This is a genomic window from Sphingobium sp. VMM (genome assembly GCF_056790315.1).
In genome coordinates this window covers 1-21,590 of record NZ_JBXGSI010000038.1, presented here as the reverse complement: position 1 = coordinate 21,590, position 21,590 = coordinate 1, and the positions used below count along the sequence as shown (strand labels likewise).

Here is a 21,590-nt window from a genome sequence, read left to right as displayed (position 1 = left end):
TTGCGTGATCGCAGGCGCCTTGGAAAGGCCCGCGGAATTATCTTCAGTTCGGCGACGACCCACAGCTTATTCTCACCTTCTGAAATCTATTTGATGGCTAACATGAGAGCGGGCCCATGGCATTCACCGCGTATTCGTATTCACAGTGCTCGCTGGAATAACGCGATGGATGCCAAGAGCGCGCGCACAGTCAGAGCAGGATCATAGCGAGGACCTTCATCGCGCATGAAAGCATGGGCGGCATTGAACTCCAGCCATTCATAGCTCGCCCCGACGGCCTCAAGCCGCGACCGAATCCTTTCGCGCCCTTCAAATGGAATATGAGGATCCTGCCGTCCCCATATGAACAACGTCTCAGCGCGTAGCTCGATCAACCTGGCAAATGTGTCGTCGCTTCGTCCTTCCCCCAATGTTCCGCTATGCACGTCCGTCGGATAAAAACAGGCTGCCGCCTTCACTCGAGGATCCAATGCCGCACGCAAGGCCAGATGGCCCCCAAGGCATTTACCGATCGTGCCGACTTGTCCGGTCGACGACGGATGAGAAGTCAGGAAATCAAGACCCGCACGGGCATCTGCATCGAAGGCACCGACTGGCTTGAGAAACTTGAGCGCGTTGCCTCTGTCGGTCCCTTCAGAATTATATGGCAGGACCGTGCCCGCCTTTTCATATTCATGATAAACTTCCGGAACGGCCACCAGGAACCCGTGTCCGGCTAAAAATGCAGCGATTCTTCGGATTGGCGCCGTGACCTGATATATTTCCGAAAAGAATAGTAGAGCGGGAAACCGCCCCTCTCGAGCAGGGCGAAAAAGATGCATGCGCATCAAGCCGCCGATATCGGTCAAAACATCTTCAACTTCGTCGCCGAGAATGATCATAATTCCCCATGAACTTGCTTCAGACTGCCCACGTCGTCTTTTGTTGAAGACTGCACATAGGCCCATTCAAAACCGCGTCGGATAGTCTTTGAATAGGTCAACCTAATGGATCGGATGATGAAACGATTCCAGAAGTCCGCTCTCCATGTTTTGAGGGTGAGACAAGTGCCTCACCCCCTGCAACAATGCATCTGGATTACATTTTGAACCTGACACCAAGGCTGAAATAACGCCCCTCAACCCTAAGATCGCGGGGAAAATACTGAGTTTCGTTATAATAGCGATAATTGTTGAACGGCTTGCCCAGGATATTGCTCACATTGCCGACGATCGTAATTCCCTTGATCGCTTCATAGGAGGCGGAGAAATCGAGGCGCGAAATGCCGCGGGTAATTTCCCCAGCATATTGATCCTCGTTCGAGTTCCGGTTGTAGCTGTTGATGTAGCTCGAACGGTGATTGTAGGACAGACGCGCAGACACCGGTCCCTTCTCGTAAAATCCGGTCAGATTATAAGCCCATTTCGAAAGGCCGGTAATCCGTACCTGGCGAGCGCCTTCGCCCAGCACCGTTGGAAGTGCATTGGTGCCGTCGAGATAGGTGACGTTGGCCTGGACGCCAAAGCCGGACAGGAACCCTGGCAGGAAATCGAAGAAGGTCTGGAAGGACGCTTCGGCCCCTTTGATTTCGCCCTTACCGGCATTTTCCGGGCGGTTGATCTGGATACGGCCATAATCCGGGTCCATCACGTCCCGGGTGTAGTTGCTGATGAAGCCCTGGAGATCCCGGTAGAAGACCGCGAGTGTCGCCGACCCGTTCTTGGAGAAATAATATTCGAGCGTCGCGTCATAATTTTTCGACGTCAGCGGCTTTAGGTTCGGATTACCGCCGTTGCCAAAGGCGGCATATTGCGGCGGCGAACCGTCAGGACCAGGGCTGTTACGGGTAATGTTGAGGGATGGGTTGAGTTGGCCGAAACTCGGCCGCGTCCGGGTCTGGTTATAGGCCAGTCGCACCTGGAATTCGGGCGTCAATCGGATCCGGGTCTGGAACGAAGGCAGGACATCAAGATAGTTCTGGCGCGATACCTGCGGGACGATCTGGGATGTGCCATCAGAGCCGTTTACCCGTGAGAAGCCGGAATAGCGGCCATCGGTGTTGACGACGCGAACGCCGAATGTACCGTCGACAGCGACATCCCCAAGGTCAAACTCATATTTGCCCTGGCCGAACATGGCATAGCTTTTTTCCTTGGCAGTGAAGCCATTGAGCGGATCGAACGGTATTTCCTCGGTCGCGAACTTGGTCACGGCGTCGCGAATGCCACCGTCATTGGGGAACATGATCGTCAGTTGCTGCACAGACGCATAGGCCAGCTGCCGCAGCGCTTCCACATTGTCCCGGATGGAACCGCGGGTCGGTGCCAGCCAGTTCTGGAAGCGCTGCGGATCGCCGCGGAAGCCATCATTGATGAGTTCAAGCTCGCCTGTCGGCAGGCTCGCGAGCGGGAGACCCAGGCCAGCCGTATAGGCGTAGCGGTTGTTATTCTGCATAAGCGCAGTGCGGTCGCTCGCCCGAATGCCGACCTGGATCTTGGGCAGCCAGTCAAAATCGGTATCGAGATCCAGGTCGAGCCGTCCTTGCACGCCATCACCCTTGGTGACGAAATGCCGCTGATAATAGCCGCGCCAGATATAGTTGGCGGGGTTCGTCTTGTCGAAGTCACCCAGATCGAAGATGGCCGAACCCTTGACGTCCCATTCGACATTGATGGTCGGCGCGCTGGCGAGCTGGCCGTCGACGCTGTCTTCGTCCGCCTCATACTTGCTGTAGGTGTAGGCGAAGTCGCCCGACAAGGTGGCTCGGTCGGTCTTCCATTTGAATCCCAGTGCCGCCTGATAGGTGTCGGTCTGGTCATCTTGGGTGGACCGGAAGAATTCGGGCACATAGCCGCCGGTCTTGGTGAAGCTTGCCGCCTTGAGGGGCTCGCCTTCGACCAGGACCACATTGCTCAGTGTCGGGGCGATGCCATCGATGCTGCGACGCTCGAAATTGACGTTGAAACCATCGCGAAGGACCTTGCCCCGATAGGCCTGCCAAAGGCCTTCCGCATAAATTTCCAGATCGGGGGTTGGTCGCCACTGGATCGCGCCATTGATTGCGGGCCGATGCCGAATGCCCTTTTCGTAGAAATTGCCCGCATTGGCAGGAAAGCGGAAATTGCCCACGCCTGGCGTCGTGACGGTCATATCATCGGCGGGATCATCAGCACCAAAACCCAGCGGGCTGATGATAGCGGAATCGGCATAGCGATCGGCATTGCGATAGGTCATCCGAACATAGCTGAAATTGACGAGCGCACCGATTTCGCCGATCGGCGTATCCCAGCGCTTGGTCAACAGGAGGTTGGCGGAAGGGTCGAAGGCCTTGGACTGGTCATTATAGGATCCGCGCACTTCGCCGGCAATTTGCGTGTCCTTGACGTCGAACGGCCGACGCGCACGCAAATTGATCAAGCCGGCAAGCCCTGGCTCGATGAGATCGGACGTGCCCGATTTGTAGACCTCCAAACCTGCGGCCACGCCAGCCGGGAAATCCTGCAGATGCAGTACACGATCATCAGCCGTGAAGAATTCCCGTCCGTTGAAGGTCGTGTTCACGTCCGGAAGTCCGCGGACAAGCACCACACCCGCCTCGTCATTATAGCGTAGCACCTGCACACCCACGACGCGCGAGATCGCTTCAGCCGCATTATTGTCAGGAAGCTTGCCGATATCCTCCGACACGATCGCATCGACAATCGCATCGGACTGGCGCTTCATGTCCTGCGCAGAGCCCAGCGCGGCACGATAACCCGTTACGACAATGTCTGGAACCGACGCGGAATCGATCGTCTCCTCGCCTTTCTTCTTTGCCGAAGCCGCGTTACCGCCTGCATCCTGCGCCATGGCCGGCGCAGCCAGCAGAAGCGATGCGAGCGACGTTGATCCAAGTAGTGCCACTGCCTTGAAATTCATGATTATCCTCCCTTTGTTTATTGCTATGCAGGCCGCGCGAAGCTGCGTTCCGACTGTCCATGCAGCGGAAATTCAAAATCATCCGATGGTGATCGAGCTGTTCAGCTCTCGTGTGGCGTGATCGTCAGCGGGACACCTCCGGCCTGATCGGCCATGCAGTGATATCCATGATTGCCGGTGCGCCGCGCGCAGAAGCGCTCCAGCGCAGGGTTCCTGAACCGCGAAAGAAGCGATCAGTGATCGTCTGCTCACCATCGTTGATGAACAGCTCGACGATCGATTCATCCACAAGCAGGCGAAGAGACACCCTGCCCTTACTCAGGTCAACCGGCGCCACATGACGGTTTGCAAACCCGTCGTGGAAATGTGGACCAGAGCGCGAACGATCGATGAAGACCTCGTTCACCGTCGGATTGACGCCGATCACCATCTGATAACCCTCGCCATCGGTCAGCGTGATCGCCACCTGCTCGCTTTGTCCCAATGAAAGATTGGCCTGAAGATCAATGGCACCACCCTCGACGGGGAGCGGAACGGGTTCTTCGCCCAGCGACAATTGACGCACGGCCTGTTTGCCGCCTCGCAACTGTTCCAGTTCCTGCACCGGCCGCTGCGTCAGCCGATAGCCCTCGGCGGTTTTCCTCAGGGAAATGCTGCGCGGTACAGTCATGATGCCGCGGGCGGGATAGGTGGGTATCGCCTCGGCATAACGCCAGTCATTGGCCCATCCGATCCAGATGCGGCGAGGGTCGTCCTTGGGAAGATCATTCCAGGCGACCGCCGCGTAGAAATCGGCGCCATAATCCGTCCAGACCGGTTCCCCGCCCCACCCTTCGACAGGCGTGAAGCGACGACCATCAAAGTCGCCCACGAAATATTGGCCGCCCGAACCGCCGCCCACAGCCTGGTCGCCCAGATTGACGCTGAGCACCCAGCGCTGCTCTCCGGGCTTTCCGCCTTCGACGGGAAGGAGATTGAGATCGGGGCATTCCCAATTTCGTCCCCGGCCGCCCGCCGGACCGAAACTGCTGGCAAAGGTCCATTGCCTGAGATTGGGTGACGTGAAGATGACGGCGCGGTTTTCGGTCGCCATGACAGCGACCATGACCCATGACTTTGTCGGTTCATGCCAGAAGATCTTGGGATCCCGAAATTCCGGAGATCCCACACTCAGCACCTCGCCATGTACGGTCCATGTTCGTCCGCGGTCATTGCTGTAGGCAAGATATTGGGACTGCAGCTTGGCTTTGGGATTATGACCGGTGTAGACCGCGATCATCGGCGGCTTACCGTCACGGCCCAGGCCACTGCTATTCTTCCAGTCGATCACTGCGCTGCCGGAAAACGCCATGACGTCGGCGGTCTCCGGGATGGCGACCGGCAATTCCTCCCAGGTCACAAGATCCCGGCTGACGGCATGACCCCAACTCATATGCCCCCAGCGGTCACCATGGGGATTATATTGATAGAAGAGATGATATTCGCCTTCGAAATAGACCAGACCGTTGGGGTCATTCATCCAGTTGCGCTTGGGCGCGAAATGATATGCCGGGCGAGGATCGGCTCGCTGCGCCTGGGTTGCGGCCGGAACCATCAGAGCTGTAGCGGTTATCAAGAAAAGCGTCCTGATCATGCCTGCGCACTCCCAAGGTCCATGTCTTCGAGCGCGACACCGTTGGTTTCGGGCATCGCCTTCCAGGTCCAGATGAACTGGAGCAGCATCATCGCGCCAAAGAAGGCAAAGACCCAACCACCGACCTGGGCTGCAAATACGGGAAAGGCCCAAGTGATCGCAGCAGCCATGACCCAATGGGTCGTGCTGCCAAGCGCCTGCCCCTTGCCGCGCACCGCGCTGGGAAAAACCTCGGAAATGAACACCCAGATGACAGCGCCTTGCGACACGGCAAAGGCGGCGATGAAACCCAACAGACCAACAAGGATCAACGTGCCGTCGGGATCAGAGCTTTCCAGCTGATAGCCCACGAGAAGCAGGGCTACGGCACATAGGATCGACCCGGTGTACAGGAGTGGCTTGCGACCGAAGCGATCGATCAGAAACAGCGCCAAGATGGTAAAAACCAGATTGGTGCCGCCAATGGCGATAGACTGCAGCAGCGCGCTGTCAGAGCCTGCACCGGCCAGTTCAAAGACACGCGGCGCGTAATAAAGCAGCGCGTTGATACCGGAGAGCTGGTTGAACATGGCAATTGCGATGGCGCAGGCGACCGGGCGAGCATAGGCGGACTGAAACAGGCCCGGTGCGATGGATCGATCAAGACGGGCCTCGGCCTCCTGGATATGACGAAGTTCATCCGTCGGATCGAGAAATCCCAGCCTTTTCATGACGCCCAGCGCCTGCGGCGCCCGCCCATGAATCGCCAGCCAGCGCGGGCTTTCCGGCAATAGGAGACTAACGCCAAGAAACAGTGCTGATGGAAGGGTGACGATGCCGAACATCCACCGCCAGGCGGTCTCCGCAGCGGCGAGATTGGCGATCAGGTAATTGGATAGAAAAGCAATCAAAATGCCCATCACGATGTTGAGCTGGTTCAGCGCAACCAACCGCCCTCTGAAACGCGCTGGAGAGACTTCGGCAATATAGATCGGTGTAACCACCGAGGCAGCGCCGATTGCCAGACCTCCAAGGAACCGAAAGGCTAGGAGCGTGCCCCAGCTGCCCGCTAGCCCCGTGCCGAGCGACGACACAACGTAGCAGATCGCGACCGCAAGCATGACCGCGCGCCGACCGAACCGGTCAGCCGGCGCGCCCGCCACCAGCGAGCCGAGTACGGTACCGATAAGAGCGGATGCAACCGTAAAGCCCAGCATGCCATCGCTCAGGCCAAACCGCGCCTGCAGCGCCGAGGTCGTGCCAGAAATCACGGCAGTATCAAAACCAAACAATAGGCCACCAAGCGCCGCGCCCGCTGCGCTCAGGACGATTGCACCTGTCACCCGAGCGTCGCTCGGCGCTGCCATCCTGTGAGCCGCGTGATCCGATAGGGAGGGACTATGCAAGTGCAGCTCCTGAGAGAGAGGATTGATTGGAAGATGACGGAAGTTTGACAGACCAGTGCATCGGCCACTGGCGTGTCGCGGTCCGATAGGCGAGCGCGAGCGCGCCGGTCAGTCCCGCCGATGCACCCGCCGTGGGCGCTGCGATATAGTCGTCCATTTCGAGGGCGCGCATACTGGCGTCATAGCCGGCAAGTTTACCGATCAGAGCGCGCCGGACGCGCTGGTACATGCCGGGAGATTCCATGACGCCACCGCCGATGATGATACGGTCGGGTCGCACGATGTAGGTCAATGTCGCGCACAGTCCGGCAAGATAGTCCGCTTCAATCTCCCAGCCAGGATGATCTGGGGGAAGTTGCTCAGCTGGAACACCCCAGCGGGCGCGCATTGCTGGGCCGCAAGCCAGACCTTCAAGGCAATCGCCATGAAAAGGACAAATGCCCGCAAAAAGCTCATCGCCAGCAGCACGCGGCAGTCGGATATGCCCCGCCTCGGGATGATTGGCACCGCCATGGGGCGCACCGTCGATCAGCAGCCCCACGCCAATGCCGGTCCCAACCGTCACATAACAGAAGGTGTCGAGACCCTGCCCGCTGCCGAACAGCTTTTCGCCGACGGCCGCACAGTTGACATCGGTATCGAGCGCCATCGGCGCATCGATCGTCCGGGCAAAATGACCAAGCAGGTCGACATCCTGCCATCCCGCCTTGGGCGTCGATGTGATCGAGCCATAATCCTGCGCGACTGGATTGAGAGATAGGGGACCAAAGCTGCCGATCGAAAAAGCGGACAACCGTCCCAGGTCCAGTTCGGCCTGCTCGAAGAAAGCGCTGGCCTCGCCCAGCGTATCTGCAGGGATTATAGTGGCGATCCGTTGCTGCCGGATGATGCGCCCATTGCGGTCGGCAATGCCGCAGAGGAATTTCGTCCCCCCCGCTTCGATACCGCCCAGAAGAAGATTGTCATTCTGCATGTTTTACTCGCACGACAAGCTGTTCCGCACCCAACAGGGCCGAGGAGGAAGCTTTAAGGAGGAAGAATTGACTGCGAGCGTGGCGCGCCGCCTGCTCCACACACGACCAGAAGCAGGACACCTTCGAGGCGCCATGCAATCTGCGGAACAAATTATGTGGATCGGCCTTCACGATCATCCTCTTCCCTGTTCTGCAGCACGTATTCGTGCTTGCAAGCCGCCCTTGCGACTCCATTAAATCTACAAATGTGATTTAGTCTGTCAATCACATTCTTTGCGATTGTGAGAGGGCCCCGTACATCCCAAAAAAATGGGGGAGGATCTGGGCTGAAAGCCCCTCTCCTCCCCCCTTACATTTCCAGCGTGCAGTCTGGAAACTGGGCACTTCCCGTCCGGTTTGGACGAGCTTTGTCGGATTGGTCAGGCGCTCGCAATCGAAGAAAGGAGAGGTTCTCAGCCGCTGCGCGCCCGCAGGTCCGAATGAAGCCAAGTGACAAGGAACTATGCTGCCCGCTCTGCCATAGTCTCAAGTTCGAATCCGCTACCTGACAGACTAGATCTATCAATGTGATTTAGTCTGTCAAGCAGCTCTTGCCGTCACTCGCCCTTGCCAATTGCAGCAATGCTGTTCCAAAACTACCGCCCCTATCGCGCATCATCTTGCTGCCGGTAAAATGAGCGGAGTCGAAGGTGAATAAGCGTGGCAGCAATGCGGTGGGCGTGCGGCGGTATAATGAGCGCCTCATTCTCGCGACGATACGACGGCTCAACGGTGCCTCCAAAGCCGACCTTTCCCGGATAACCGGCCTCTCACCGCAGGCAGCTGTCCGAATTGTCGAAAGCCTTGCTGAGGAAGGGCGACTGATAAAGGCCGGAAAGCGCACAGGAGGCATGGGACAGCCATCGATTATCTACCGGATCAACGGAGGCAGTGGTTGCACCATCGGAGCTGAGATCGGCCGCGACCGGCTGGTTTGCACCATGCTCGATTTTGATGGCCGCATCATCGCCTGCGAAAGCACGACCACATCCTATCCCAGCCCCACCAGTGCTGTGGAGCATATCCAACGCTTTGCGCAAAAACATATGCCGCAGCTAAGGGAAGAACAGCGCGAAGGCTTTCTGGGTTTCGGCATCGCCATGCCCTGGTTCATCGGCGAATGGCGCGAAGAGGCGGGCATCGCGGCTCAGCAGGCCGCTGCCTGGGCAGCACCAGAGCTCGAAGAGTTTTTCCAGAAGGAATTGGATGGCCCGGTCATCTTCGAAAATGACGGCAATGCAGGCGCTCTTGCCGAACTCATGTCGGGATCAGCCGCAGGTCTGACCAATTTCCTCTATGTCCATATCGGAAGTTTCGTTGGCGGTGGCCTTATCCTGAATGGAGAGATCAAGCGCGGCAAAAACGGCAATGCTGGGGCTCTTGCCTCAATGCCAATTCCTCAAGGCACCAGCACGGACTTCCTGCTACACGCCGCCTCCCTGTACCAGATGATAACCAGCGGGCAGGACGAACATAATCCGGCTTGGGAAGCTTGGCTGAAACGCTGCGCTGAGGCGCTGGCATTCGTAATTATTAGCGCGAACAGTCTCCTAGACCTTGATGCCGTGGTCATCGGGGGCGGACTATCACATGCCCAGCTACGCACCCTTTCAGAACGCGTCAAAAATACTATCCAAAAGACCGCCCCCCGCGATTTTTTCTGTCCAGAGCTGAAGATTGGCGAGAATGGGGAAAAGGCTCCTGCGATGGGCGCTGGCCTGCTTCCGCTATTCTCTACCTACGCACCAAACCTGATTTCCTTGCTCAAAGTCGATGCCGTCGCCTCCTTGACGGAAGTATAATCCTCAATTCGTCTAAACCAGATGTTCTCATCTTTGGAATTGCAAAGCCGCGCCCGTCACATTCCAATTTAGCCTATCGGCGGCTAAAGCACACGATCAGAAAAATGATGATTGCAGTTCAATGCAATCATTATGGCATTAGCGGAACAATAGTTGCATCGCATCTACGGTGAATTTGAACCCCAGGATGAAGGCATTCCGGATGTTCCGCGTGCGATCGGGGGCCCCGGTCTGGTCAGGATGCAGAATATATTGCAGGTTGGGCGACAGACGGATTGCCGGGTTGACCTGAAATCCATAGGCCAGCTCCATCATATATTGATGGCGACGAATATCGGCGCGCCCGCCCGCCGCAACCCGCGCGGCGCTCATCCGCTGCATCGCCAAGTCGCTGAAACGCTGATCGTTGATGGCGAAGCCGATCGTGTCCTGATCGCGCCCGGCGAAGGTGCCGGTCTGTACGATCCCCATGCCAAGATAACGGCTTTCCTCGACCTGGCCGGACAGGTTGGTCATCGCCACGCCAAAGATGCTCAGCCCCCGCGGCGAGGCGGGATCGGGACGGGTCAACTGCTGATCGAAGCGGGCATAGAGGCCCGACCGCCCATTCCGCGTCGCCGCCGGCCGCCCGGTCAAAATTGCGATGCCACCCTGATCATCCCGCAGCGGATCGGCATAGTCGCCACGATCAAACCAACCGCCCAGAATATAATGGCTCGGCAGCCGATCATCGGCGGAATCCCGGCTAAAGCTTAATTCCCAGGGTATGATCACCCCGGTTGCATTCTTCGTGCTGAAATTGAAACCATGGTCGCTTGCGCGCTTGCGGTCCGGGTTCACTTCGTAAACGCCGGTATGCAGCATGATCTGCGGCGTCACATGCAGCTTGGCATGGGCCATCCAACTGGATGCCGGGAAATAAGTGAAATTGCTGTTCTTGAAGACGAAGGTCGGGTTGCCGCAGGCCGAATTGGTCTGAAAATGGCAATAGAGCGGCGAGTTGAGGAAATGGATATTCGCCTGGCTGCGCCCAACCTCGATATCCAGTCGCCCGTCCAGGAAGCTCTGCTGCCAGGTCAATATCGCGAGATGGGTATTCTGGGTGCCATAGATTTCCTGCACTGACGTATTATTGCCGATCGCCATGGCGGCCAGATTCTTGCCATGGCGATTGGTGACGGCAAAATGAAGCGTCGCGCCATCGATCCCGATCATCCGGTCAAGATCTAGATCGGCGCCGACATAGACCTGCCCGGCATGGGCCGCGTCGCGGCGAAGCCCGCCCGAGACATTGGTCGCCGCCTCGCCGGTATAGCTGAGCGACAATGTCACCCCCTTCCCTGCCAGCGGTTGCCATTGGGCCGGCGCGTCCGATTGGACCGATGGCGGATCGACATCGGCAACCGCCTGATCCTGTGCCAGCGCGACGGGCGCGGTACAGGCCATGGCGCCGGCCATGCAGGCGGCACCCATCTTCCTGAAATACATGAATAGCCTCTCCGATTATCGTGACGCGTTCGGGGCGTCAGGCCTTGATTTTTGCTATGGGACGCTTGACCAGCCCGACCAGCAGCGCGCTCACCAGCGTGCCGGCCAGAATGGCCAGCGCATAGACGCCGACATGGGTGACCGCGCCGGGGATCGGCAGCACGAACAGCCCACCATGCGGCACCTTTAGCTCCACGCCCATCGCCATGGAGATGGCCCCGGTCACAGCCGAACCGGCCATCAGCGCCGGAATGACCCGCAGCGGATCGCGCGCGGCAAAGGGGATTGCCCCTTCGGTGATGAATGCCAGGCCGAGGACCGCGGCGGCCGCGCCGGCTTCGCGCTCTTCAGGCGTGAAGCGATTGCGGAACAGTCGAGTGGCGAGCGCAACGGCGAGCGGCGGCGTCATGCCAGCTGCCATGGTGGCCGCCATCGGTGTATAGACCTGACTGGCGATCAGGCCGACCGAGAAGGCATAGCCCGCCTTGTTGACCGGCCCGCCCATGTCGAATGCCGACATCGCGCCCAGGATCAAGCCCAGCATCAGCGCACTCGACCCCTGCATGCTGCGCAGCCAATCGGTCAGGAAAGCCAGCGCAGCGGCAACCGGCGTGCCCACGGCATAGAGCATCAGCAGACCGGTCAGCAGCGTGCCGAGCAGCGGCAGGATGAGGACCGGCTTCAATCCCTGCAAATTCTTGGGCAGCTGAATCAGGCGATTGAGCCAGTCGACGCCATAGCCCGCGATGAAGCCGGCGACGATGCCGCCGAGGAAGCCCGCGCCCAGATTGGCGGCCAGCATGCCGCCGATCATGCCCGGTGCAATGCCGGGGCGGTCCGCAACCGAATAGGCGATATAGCCCGCCAGCGCCGGCACCATCAGCACGAATCCGCCCTTGGCGCCGATTTCGAACAGGGCATAGGCCAACGTGCCCTTCGCTGCCGCATCATTGGCGTGAATACCGCCCAGCGCGAAGGCGAGCGCGATCAGCAGGCCACCCGCCACCACGAAGGGCAGCATGAAGGACACGCCGGTCATCAGATGCTTATAGGGGCCGGCGCGCTTCGCGCCCGATGTCGCGGCGGCAGAGTCGGCCGGTTGCGATGCGCTCCCCTCGCCGCCCTGTATGGTCGCTTCCGCCAGCGCCCGCTCGATCAGCTTCGCGCCACCGGTGATGGCGGGCTTGGTATTGCCGGCGAAGACGCGCTTGCCGGCAAAGCGGCTGCGATCGACCTCTCGATCGGCGGCGATCAGCACGATGTCGGCGGCAGCGATTTCCTCGGCCGTCAGCGCGTTGCCCGCGCCGACCGACCCCTGCGTCTCGACCCGAATGGCATAGCCAAGCTGGCGCGCGCCTTCGGTCAGCCCCTCGGCCGCCATGAAGGTATGGGCGATGCCGGTCGGGCAGGAGGTGATGGCGACGATGCGCGGCACGGCGCTCGACACGCCCGCTACCTTGCCCCCGTGCAGCGCGGCGACGGGATCGGCCAGAACCGCCTCCAGCGTCAGGCGGCGATGCGGGCGGTTTTCCGACGGGGCGTCGGCGCCTTCCGGTGCGATCAGCAGCAGATCGCCGTCCGCGTCGCCCGGCAAGGGATTGACGATCCCCTGTGCGGTCCGCAATTCGATTTCGATGGCCTGGCCACTGGCCTTTGCGGCCTTGCGCAGCGCTTCGCCGACCAGGACGCCGGCGACACCGGCTTCGCCGGCATCCACCACCGCGAAAATCCTGCTCATTGCGTCTCTCCCATCAGAATATCCGTCTCCACGCTGGCCGCCAGGGCTTCGATCTCGTCCCTTGTCGGCAGATGCGGTCCGGCACGGCCCAGCTTGCCGACGGCAAAGGCGGTGGATAGACGCGCGATACGATCCAGCCCCGCGCCTTCGATCAGGGCGGCGGCCAGACCGGCAACCATGGCATCGCCTGCACCGACCGTGCTTTCCACGCTGTGCGCGGTCAGGCGCGCGCGCAGCATTTCCGAGCCGGTCAGGAACAGTGCGCCCTGCGCGCCCATCGACACGGCGATCAGGTCGACGCCCCGGTCCAGCAAACCGCGCGCGACGTCGGCGATCTGATGCGGCGCATCGACCGGACCATCATGCCATTCGGCCAGTTCATGCAGATTGGGTTTCAGGATGGTCGGCAGAACCGGGCCGGCGAGTGCATGGCGAAACGCCGGGCCGCTGCTGTCGAGCAGGACGAGAGCGCCCCGCGCCCGCAGCAAGGCGGTAAGGGAGGCATAGATATCGGTCGGACAGCCGGGCGGCAGGCTGCCCGAGAGGATGACGAGATCGCCGGCCCCAACCTGTTCATCCAGCGCCGCAATGACGGCATCGATGCGCGCTTCGGTTGCCGGGGCGCCATTCATGTTGATGTCGGTCGTGCCATGGACATCGACCAGCTTCAGATTGACGCGCGTGCTACCGCCATGGCGCTGGCAGCGGTCGATGATCGACTTTTCGGCAAAAAGCGCATCGAAGGGCGCCGCATTGGCGCCGCCCAACAGGCCCATGACGGTGACGGGCACATCCCAGTCGGCCAGGCAACTGGCTGCGTTGATCCCCTTGCCGCCGGCATCCTGCCGCACGGAACGCGCGCGATGCACCTCCCCGGGAACGAGACGGTCGAGCATGACCGTCTGGTCGATCGCCGGATTGAGCGTGACGGTGAAGACGGCCATCATGCCCCCTCCCCATCCAGCGCGCGCACATCGGCGGCGCTTGTCGCGTCGAGCGCACGAGCGGCGAGCCCCTGAAGATCGCCAAGGCTGCTGGCGCGGAGCCGTGCCTTTACGGCAGGAATGTCGCGCGGGGTCATGGACAATTCATGGACCCCGAGGCCCGCCAGCAACGCCGCGCCGAACGGATCGCCGGCAATGCCGCCGCACACGCCGACCCAGCGGTCATGCCGGCGCGCGCCCTCCACGGTCATGGCGATCAGGCGCAGAACGGCCGGGTGCAGGCTGTCGGCCTCGCTCGCCAGTTCCGGATTCTGACGGTCGATGGCGAGTGCATATTGCGTCAGGTCATTGGTTCCGATCGAGAAGAAGTCCGCGTGCTCCGCCAGCGCATGGGCCTGAACAGCGGCGGCGGGGACTTCGATCATGATGCCGATGGGAACGGCCGGTGCAGCCAGTTCCGCCCGGATCGCTTCACAACGTTCCCGCAGGATCACCAGTTCGGCCGCGGATGTGATCATCGGGAACATGATCGACAGATCGCCGCCCAGCTTCGCCGCGCGATACAGGGCGCGGAGTTGCGGTTCCAGCAGGTCGGGCCGACGCAGCAACAGGCGAGCGCCACGCACCCCCAGGAAGGGATTCTCCTCCTTCGGCAGGTCGAGATGCGGCACCTGTTTGTCGCCGCCAATGTCCAGCGCACGGACGATCAGCGGCCGATCACCCAGCGCGTCGATCATCCCGCGATAAATGGCGCATTGTTCCTCCTCGCTCGGGCTGTCGCCGCGTTCGAGGAACAGGAATTCGGTGCGCATCAGCCCGACCCCCTCGCCGCCCTGTGCCATCGCGAAGGCCACCTGATCCGGGCGGTTCACATTGGCGCCGATCGCCAGATCATGTCCGTCGCTGGTCCGTGCCGGCAGAGCGCGCTCCGCCTCTTCGGCGGCGCGTCGCGCCGCGATCTCCTCGATCCAGGCGCGGGCGGAGGCAATGTCCTGCGCCGAGGGATCGAGCCAGATACGGCCGCTATCGCCATCGACGATGGCGGTCGTGCCGGCCGCCTGCGTCAGCAGATCGGCCCCGCCTGCCACGACCGACGGCAGGCCGAGCGTACGTGCCAGGATCGCGCTGTGCGACGTCGGCCCACCCAATGCGGTGGCGATACCCGCCACGCGGCGCGTGTCGAGCGTCGCCGTATCCGATGGCGACAGGTCCGTCGCCACCAGCACACAGGGCTGATCGGGCAGGTCGGCCAATGTCCCTGCGCTGAGCGCCGGATCAATCTGGGCTAGCACGCGCCGGCCGACATCGTGCAAATCGGCGGCGCGTGCAGCCAGCACCGGATTACCCAGTGCCGAAAGCTGTCCTGCCATGCGATCGATCGCCTGATGCCAGGACCAGGCGACGCCATGGCCCTCCACCATCAACTGACAGGTAAGCGTGATAAGGTCAGTATCGTCCAGCAGCCCGGCCTGCGCCGCGAAGATCGCGGCATCCCCCGCACCCAGACGGCGGGTGGTGTCATCGACCAGCGCCTTCATCTGCGCCCGGGTGCGCACCAGCGCATCGTTCAGCAGCGCGCCGCCCGCGACCAGATCGACCGGCTGGTCGGGCACGTCCAGTTCCGCCGAGGCCAGGATGTGGACGGGACCAATGGCGAGGCCGGGGCTGGCGGCGACCCCGGCGATCATCGCGGGATTGCCGGCCGGTTTCCAGCCGCGCACCGGCGCCTTCGCCTTTTCGGCGGCACGGGCGGCATCGGCGTTCTCACGAACCGTGAGCTTGGTGACGGTCCGCATGAACTGGTCCAGCGTGTTCCTGTCGCTCGCCGAAATGGTGGCGCGTTCGCCTGCCTTCAGCCCCAGTTGCAGCAGCGAGACGATACTGCGCGGATCGGCCATGTCTCCGTCGTGGCGGATGCGTATGGGCGTAGCCAGGCTCTTGGCTGCTTCCGCCCAGGCTGAGGCGGGCCGGGCATGCAGACCAGCAGGATAGTCGACCGTCCATTCGATCCGTTCGGCCAGATCCTCGGCAGCAGGCCGGGCCTCGCTGGGGTTGGCGTCTTCATGGAGGGCAGCGGCAATAGCCGCCGGATCGTCGGTGGCGAGAAGGGCCGCCAGGCGCGCCTCATCCTGAATCAGGCGGGTGAGGCGGCGCAGGATCGCGATATGACTGTCGGAACTGGCGGCGATACCGACAATGAGATGGGCGCGCTGCCCGGGATTCCACTCAATCCCTTCGCGCAGTTGCAGGACCACGATCCCGTCGTGGCGCACCAGCCCTTTGTCCTCACCCAGGCCATGGGGAATGGCGACGCCCGACCCCAGATAGGTGTTTGCCACCGCCTCCCGCCGAACCATGCTCTGTTCATAGCCGGGCGAAACGCAGCCAGCGGCGACCAATATCTGGCCGGCCTGGAGGATGGCGGCCTCCTTGTCGGACGCCTGCGCATCGATGCGGATCAGATCTTCATGGCGAAGCACACTTAGGGGGTCGGCAGTCATGGCTCTTCAGTATCCTCTCTCCTCTCAAGAAAACGTTTTCTCATGATTCTGTCAATACACTTGCATTTACCCCCTGCGATCGGCCATATCTCGGGCAGAATTAAGAGAGGATGAGGAAAACGATTTTCCCATGACGGTCGGAATCAAGGACGTAGCGCGAGTGGCCGAAGTATCGCCTGCCACCGTCTCCCGGGTACTTTCGGGGCGTGCGGTTGATCCAGCCATGCGCGACAGGGTGCTCGCAGCGGTCAGGACAACAGGCTACCGGCCCAACCTCGCGGCCCGTCGGCTCCGTTCGCGCCACAGCAACACGATCGGCCTCATCGTTGCAGATATCCGCAACCCCTTTTTCACGGCAGTGTCTCGCACGGTCGAGGATATCGCCTATGAACGCGGCCTGCGGGTTATATTGTGCAATACGGATGAAGATCCCGCCAAAGAGGCGATGTATCTCCAGTTGATGCAGGAGGAACGGGTGACAGGGGTGATCCTGGCACCCACTCGGCAAGGCGCCAAGAAGGCATCGCAGACAAAGGCAGAGCATCCCATCATCCTGATCGATCGCGTAGCAGCGACGACCACGGACTGCGTCGTGCTCGACAATGATGCGATGGCTCGCACACTGGTTGCCCATCTGCATGCGCAAGGGTTCAGATCCATTGCCGGCCTGTTCGGCGCAGCCAGCACCACGGGTGCCGAACGACGCGCCGGGTTTGAGCAGGCAGCCCAAATGATCGGCATCCCTACGCGATCCCTGTCTGTGCCGCATGGAGAGGGTGAAGCGGAGAGGCTGGTCAGCGCTCTCCTGCAAACGCCTGATCGGCCCGAAGCGATCATTGCGAGCAATGGCCTGATGCTGATGTCGGTATTGCGAGCCGCACATGCGCTGGGCCTGAGCGTTCCCGGCGACTTCGCATTGGCTGGGTTCGACAATGACAGCTGGACGGAATTTGCAGCTGATGGACTGAGCGTTATCGAACAACCCGTGGAGGAGATCGGGCGCACCGCCATGGCCATGCTGCTCGACCGTCTCGACCATCCGAACGCCGCCGCTCGTAAGGTGGTTCTGAGCGGGCGTCTCATCATCCGCGGATCTACGATCCGTCGTGAAAAATCAGCAAGCCAGAATGGGGTATGAGGATATGAAACCGCCAATCGGCAGGGACACCAGATTGTGCATGTCGCTGTCAGGCCGCCCTGGTAACGCCGGATCCCGCTTCCACAATTGCCTCTATGAGATTCTGGGGCTGGACTATGTCTATAAAAGTTTCAGTACACAGGATCTGGCAGCTGCGATCGGCGGCATCCGCGCGTTGAATGTGCGCGGCTGCGCCATTTCCATGCCGTTCAAGGAAGCGGTCATTCCTCTGATCGATGATCTTGAAAGCTCAGCCCGTGCAATCGACAGCGTCAACACCATCGTCAATGATGATGGCCGGCTGACTGGCTACAACACTGATTATGTTGCGGTTCGCCAGCTTCTCGAGAAGCGCATCGAAAAACCGGTACGTTTTCTACTCCGAGGAAGTGGTGGAATGGCGAAAGCCGTCGCGGCCGCGCTTAGAGATGCGGGCTTTGCCAACGGCACGATCATCGCGCGCAACAAAATGGCCGGGCAGGCGATCGCAGACCAATATGGCTTTTGCTGGCAGGCTGATCTACCGCCGGATAGCGCACCACTGCTGATCAATGTCACGCCATTGGGTATGGAGGGCAAGGACCGAGACGCCTTGGCGTTCCGCGCAGAGCAGATCGCGGCCTGCAGCACCGCTTTCGACGTCGTTGCCCAACCGGTCGACACCCCTTTCGTCCGCGCAGCCAGAGCTGCTCGAAAGAGCGTGATTTCCGGCGGAGAGGTCATCGTCCTGCAAGCGGTGGAGCAATTTATTCTTTACACGGGCGTGAGCCCCGGCGCCGACGATATCTATGAAGCAGCGCGATATGCCCACGGCGCAGACGTCGCTGCACGAATAGCTGATTAAGCCCCCTCCCCCTCAATGCAAAGGCCTACCATGCAAGCCATCTCCCTCAGCCGTTTCCTGATCGAGCAGCAACGCCAGGCCCAGGCTTTGCCAGGAGAATTGCGCCTGCTCATCGAAACGGTCGCACGCGCCTGCAAGACGATCAGTCACGCGGTATCCAAGGGCGCACTGGGTGAAGTTCTTGGTAGCCTGGGCAGCGAGAATGTTCAGGGAGAGGTTCAGAAAAAGCTCGATGTCATTGCCAACGAGCTATTGCTCGATGCCAATGAATGGGGTGGCCATCTGGCAGCCATGGCTTCCGAGGAGATGGAGACCCTCTACCCTATCCCCAACCGCTATCCCAAAGGCGAATATCTGCTGCTGTTCGATCCGATCGACGGCTCAAGCAACATTGATGTCGACCTGAGCGTCGGAACGATCTTCTCCGTACTCAAGGCACCCGAAAATGCTTCAGGGCGCGAGGTAACAGAGCAGGACTTTCTGCAAGCCGGCATACATCAGGTCGCAGCCGGCTATGCCATATATGGACCACAAACGCTGCTGGTTCTGACAATTGGATCTGGCGTCTATGAATTCACTCTCGATCGTGAAATCGGCTCATGGCGGATGACCGACGGCCCCATGCAGATGCCCAAGGGCAATCGCGAATTTGCCATAAACATGGCGCGTCGCCGCCAATGGTCGCCGCAAATCATACGCTATGTCGACGAACGAATTCAGGGGGTGGAAGGGCCTTTGGGCAAGGACTATAACATGCGCTGGACGGCCTCGATGGTGGCCGATGTACACCGCATCCTGAAAAGAGGGGGTATCTTCCTTTATCCTAAAGATGCCCGCCCGGATGGTACGGCCAGACTACGCCTGATGTACGAGGCAAATCCGATGGCCTTTCTGGTAGAGCAGGCAGGCGGCGCAGCCATCGACGGCGAACAGCGACTGATGGAAGTCCTGCCGTCAAAACTTCATCAGCGCATTGGGGTGATTCTGGGTGACAAGGAGGAAGTCACATCACTGCTGAGGGACTGAACACCCAAAAACAAAAAGGCGCCTCTCCGCATAATATACGTAATTTCAAAAAGTTAAATCAAAAAAAAGCGTCAACCATCCAATCCTGCCAGCGATCTTGACGCAACTAAATCACATATATAGATTTAGTTGCGTCGATCATGGAAAGCATGACGCCGCACAGGATGGAGAGGGTGATGAAGGTGCATTCCGTCAGACGCAGTTATCTGACCGGCACGCAGATATCGCGAGCCTCTCCCTCCACCTGAATGCAATCAAAACATCGTTGCAATGCACCACGAGCGTGCATGCCAACGACAATCAAAAAACAAAAAAGTTTGAGAGAGGAGTAGGCCGGTGGCGATTACCCCCTTTTATTCACGCAGACAAACATTGGAAATGCTCGCCGCCTTTCCAATGCTTTCATCCTGCGGCAGCGAAGCAGAACCTGCAATTGGCGCAATGCCTGTATCGAGTGGAACCCCCGATTCTACTGGTTTACCAACGGCAACCCCGATTAGCGAACGACCACGATATCATATCGCGGCCCCGGCAGGAGGCTGGATCAACGACCCACAGCGCCCTGTGCGAATGGGAGATCGCTGGACAATTTGGGCGCTCTTCAATCCAACCTATCCCACCGATGGCACTGAATGGCGCCGCTGGACCTCAACAGACCTCGTCGCTTGGCAGGATCAAGGTATATCGATCCCACGCCGCACAACATCCTTTGGAGACATCTGGACCGGGAGCGCGCTTGTCGATGTCACCAATACTGCCGGATTCGGCCCCGGCGCACTGATCGCGCTCGTTACAATGCCCGCAGACAATGCCGCCGGGCAAAACCAGTCCTGCGCACTCTGGTACTCTCTTGATGAGGGTGCCAGCTTCACCTTTCACGACATCGTGCTACCCAATTTCCCAGGCAACAGGCAGTTTCGCGACCCCACGGTTTTCTGGCATGAGACCAGCGGCAATTGGATTATGACGCTGTCAGAGGAAGGCAAGATCGGCATCTACACTTCGCCAGATCTCAAGCACTGGACTTATTCCAGCGGTTTTCTGTCAACGGTCGTCGGTGGCGTGATGGAATGCTCGCATCTCTTCAAACTGCATCTATACAATCCAGATGGCACAACTTCGGCAGATAAATGGGTTTTGCTGGTAGGCGGAGATGGGACGGCTTCCGGCTTCACGGGTGGAACCTGGTATTGGGTAGGCGAATTCGATGGCACGACCTTCACGGCCAGCGCTCCCGACGGCCAATGGCTAGATGGCGGAGCTGATTTTTACGCGGCCGTTATATGGAATGACCCTCAAGCTGCCGATCCCATTGCTTGTGCATACTCAATGGGATGGATGAACAACTGGGCATATGCAAACCAACTACCAGCAACCCACGATTATCGAGGTCAACTCAGCATTGTTCGCGAATTGCGCTTACGACTGATCAACAATGCACCGCGGCTTTCTAGCACCCCTCTACCAGCACAGAACAAGATATTCGCGCTTACTGCCCAGGGCTCTGATCAGACGATTGCAGATGGTTATGATTATATCTGGCCCGACAATGCTAGAATGGTTGCGGGGCGGATCGACCTCACGCTCAACCGGATCGGATCGGCTTGGCCATCAATAGTGTGGCTATCCGTCCGCGGAGGTTCCGGTTACTCCACTCAGATCTGCTTTGAGCTAGGTAATAATAGGGCATTTATCAGACGCGTGACCAGTGGCCCTGAAGCGCCTGACAGCGAGGCGTGGCGCCTAGATCGAAGTCTGCCATGCGATTTTTCGGAAGGTGTAGTAGACGTTAGCTTATTTATCGACATTTCGTCCGTAGAATTATTTGTAAACAATGGAGAAGCTACGCTATCTCAGCTTATCAACGCGCGCATAGCCGACACGTCTTTGAATCTAACGACTGTACACGGCAGTGTGCTGGTATCAAAAGTTTCAATATCAAGTTACATCTAGCGGCATACATCATCGAACAATTACGTACCGACGTCAGCATATGGAATTTCATGTGAACATAAGCTAACCAATAACTGCTTCTTCCGTCAGTTTGCTCCGCGCCACCTTAAGATGAATCGTCATCATCCTGATGGCGTGGCTTGTCCGGGCACGATCAGGTCCTAAAGCCCAAGACCACGGCCTAGCGAGCGGCCGAGATGCCGCTGGAGATCCTGCGACAGCGATTGA

General features: G+C 59.6%; 15 protein-coding genes. 5 read left to right on the top strand and 10 right to left on the bottom strand.

The window, feature by feature from the left end; all coding sequences use genetic code 11:
* Positions 1–140: 140 nt before the first annotated feature.
* From ACUCV3_RS26600 to ACUCV3_RS26575, 6 genes are all read right to left on the bottom strand, one after another.
* Positions 141–881, bottom strand: coding sequence for a dienelactone hydrolase family protein (locus ACUCV3_RS26600; RefSeq protein WP_482241421.1), 741 nt, complete (start codon positions 879–881; stop codon positions 141–143).
* Between the two features lie 196 nt (positions 882–1,077).
* Complete coding sequence (locus ACUCV3_RS26595; protein ID WP_482241420.1) at positions 1,078–3,897, bottom strand: TonB-dependent receptor; 2,820 nt, start codon at positions 3,895–3,897, stop codon at positions 1,078–1,080.
* Positions 3,898–4,021: 124 nt separating this feature from the next.
* Entirely contained in the window at positions 4,022–5,491 is a 1,470-nt protein-coding gene (locus tag ACUCV3_RS26590; RefSeq protein WP_048939529.1) for a glycoside hydrolase family 32 protein, read from the bottom strand.
* 35 nt (positions 5,492–5,526) lie between these two features.
* Positions 5,527–6,876: a sugar porter family MFS transporter gene (locus ACUCV3_RS26585; RefSeq protein ID WP_482241419.1), complete on the bottom strand. Its 1,350-nt coding sequence runs from the start codon at positions 6,874–6,876 to the stop codon at positions 5,527–5,529.
* A gap of 31 nt (positions 6,877–6,907) precedes the next feature.
* Positions 6,908–7,888: an ROK family protein gene (locus tag ACUCV3_RS26580; RefSeq protein ID WP_048939531.1), complete on the bottom strand. Its 981-nt coding sequence runs from the start codon at positions 7,886–7,888 to the stop codon at positions 6,908–6,910.
* Positions 7,878–8,066, bottom strand: a complete 189-nt coding sequence (locus ACUCV3_RS26575; RefSeq protein WP_136186961.1) for a hypothetical protein — start codon at positions 8,064–8,066, stop codon at positions 7,878–7,880. Before ACUCV3_RS26575 ends, ACUCV3_RS26580 begins: the two co-directional genes overlap by 11 nt.
* Positions 8,067–8,578: 512 nt before the next feature.
* On the opposite strand from ACUCV3_RS26575, the gene ACUCV3_RS26570 reads away from it, so the two are divergent.
* Complete coding sequence (locus ACUCV3_RS26570) at positions 8,579–9,730, top strand: ROK family transcriptional regulator (RefSeq protein WP_048939532.1); 1,152 nt, start codon at positions 8,579–8,581, stop codon at positions 9,728–9,730.
* Between the two features lie 138 nt (positions 9,731–9,868).
* On the opposite strand, the gene ACUCV3_RS26565 is transcribed toward ACUCV3_RS26570, so the two are convergent.
* From ACUCV3_RS26565 to ptsP, 4 genes are read right to left on the bottom strand one after another with little or no spacing between them, the layout of a single operon-like run.
* Positions 9,869–11,218, bottom strand: a complete 1,350-nt coding sequence (locus ACUCV3_RS26565; RefSeq protein WP_254792361.1) for a carbohydrate porin — start codon at positions 11,216–11,218, stop codon at positions 9,869–9,871.
* Between the two features lie 37 nt (positions 11,219–11,255).
* Entirely contained in the window at positions 11,256–12,956 is a 1,701-nt protein-coding gene (locus ACUCV3_RS26560) for a PTS fructose transporter subunit IIC (protein WP_097383633.1), read from the bottom strand.
* Positions 12,953–13,903 (bottom strand): 1-phosphofructokinase, encoded by a 951-nt coding sequence (gene pfkB / locus ACUCV3_RS26555; RefSeq protein ID WP_482241418.1) that lies wholly within the window; start codon positions 13,901–13,903, stop codon positions 12,953–12,955. Before pfkB ends, ACUCV3_RS26560 begins: the two co-directional genes overlap by 4 nt.
* Positions 13,900–16,401: a phosphoenolpyruvate--protein phosphotransferase gene (gene ptsP / locus ACUCV3_RS26550; protein ID WP_482241417.1), complete on the bottom strand. Its 2,502-nt coding sequence runs from the start codon at positions 16,399–16,401 to the stop codon at positions 13,900–13,902. The genes pfkB and ptsP overlap by 4 nt, the downstream gene beginning before the upstream one ends.
* 130 nt (positions 16,402–16,531) lie before the next feature.
* Here ptsP and ACUCV3_RS26545 point away from each other — a divergent pair, with 130 nt between their 5' ends.
* From ACUCV3_RS26545 to ACUCV3_RS26530, 4 genes are all read left to right on the top strand, one after another.
* Positions 16,532–17,539, top strand: coding sequence for a LacI family DNA-binding transcriptional regulator (locus ACUCV3_RS26545; RefSeq protein WP_122928116.1), 1,008 nt, complete (start codon positions 16,532–16,534; stop codon positions 17,537–17,539).
* Complete coding sequence (locus tag ACUCV3_RS26540; protein ID WP_482241422.1) at positions 17,529–18,383, top strand: shikimate 5-dehydrogenase; 855 nt, start codon at positions 17,529–17,531, stop codon at positions 18,381–18,383. Before ACUCV3_RS26545 ends, ACUCV3_RS26540 begins: the two co-directional genes overlap by 11 nt.
* A 30-nt stretch (positions 18,384–18,413) precedes the next feature.
* The gene (locus ACUCV3_RS26535; protein ID WP_482241416.1) at positions 18,414–19,409 is read left to right on the top strand and encodes a class 1 fructose-bisphosphatase; all 996 of its coding nucleotides are present in this window, start codon (positions 18,414–18,416) and stop codon (positions 19,407–19,409) included.
* A 336-nt stretch (positions 19,410–19,745) separates the two neighbouring features.
* Positions 19,746–21,362: a glycoside hydrolase family 32 protein gene (locus ACUCV3_RS26530; RefSeq protein WP_482241415.1), complete on the top strand. Its 1,617-nt coding sequence runs from the start codon at positions 19,746–19,748 to the stop codon at positions 21,360–21,362.
* Positions 21,363–21,590 lie beyond the last annotated feature (228 nt).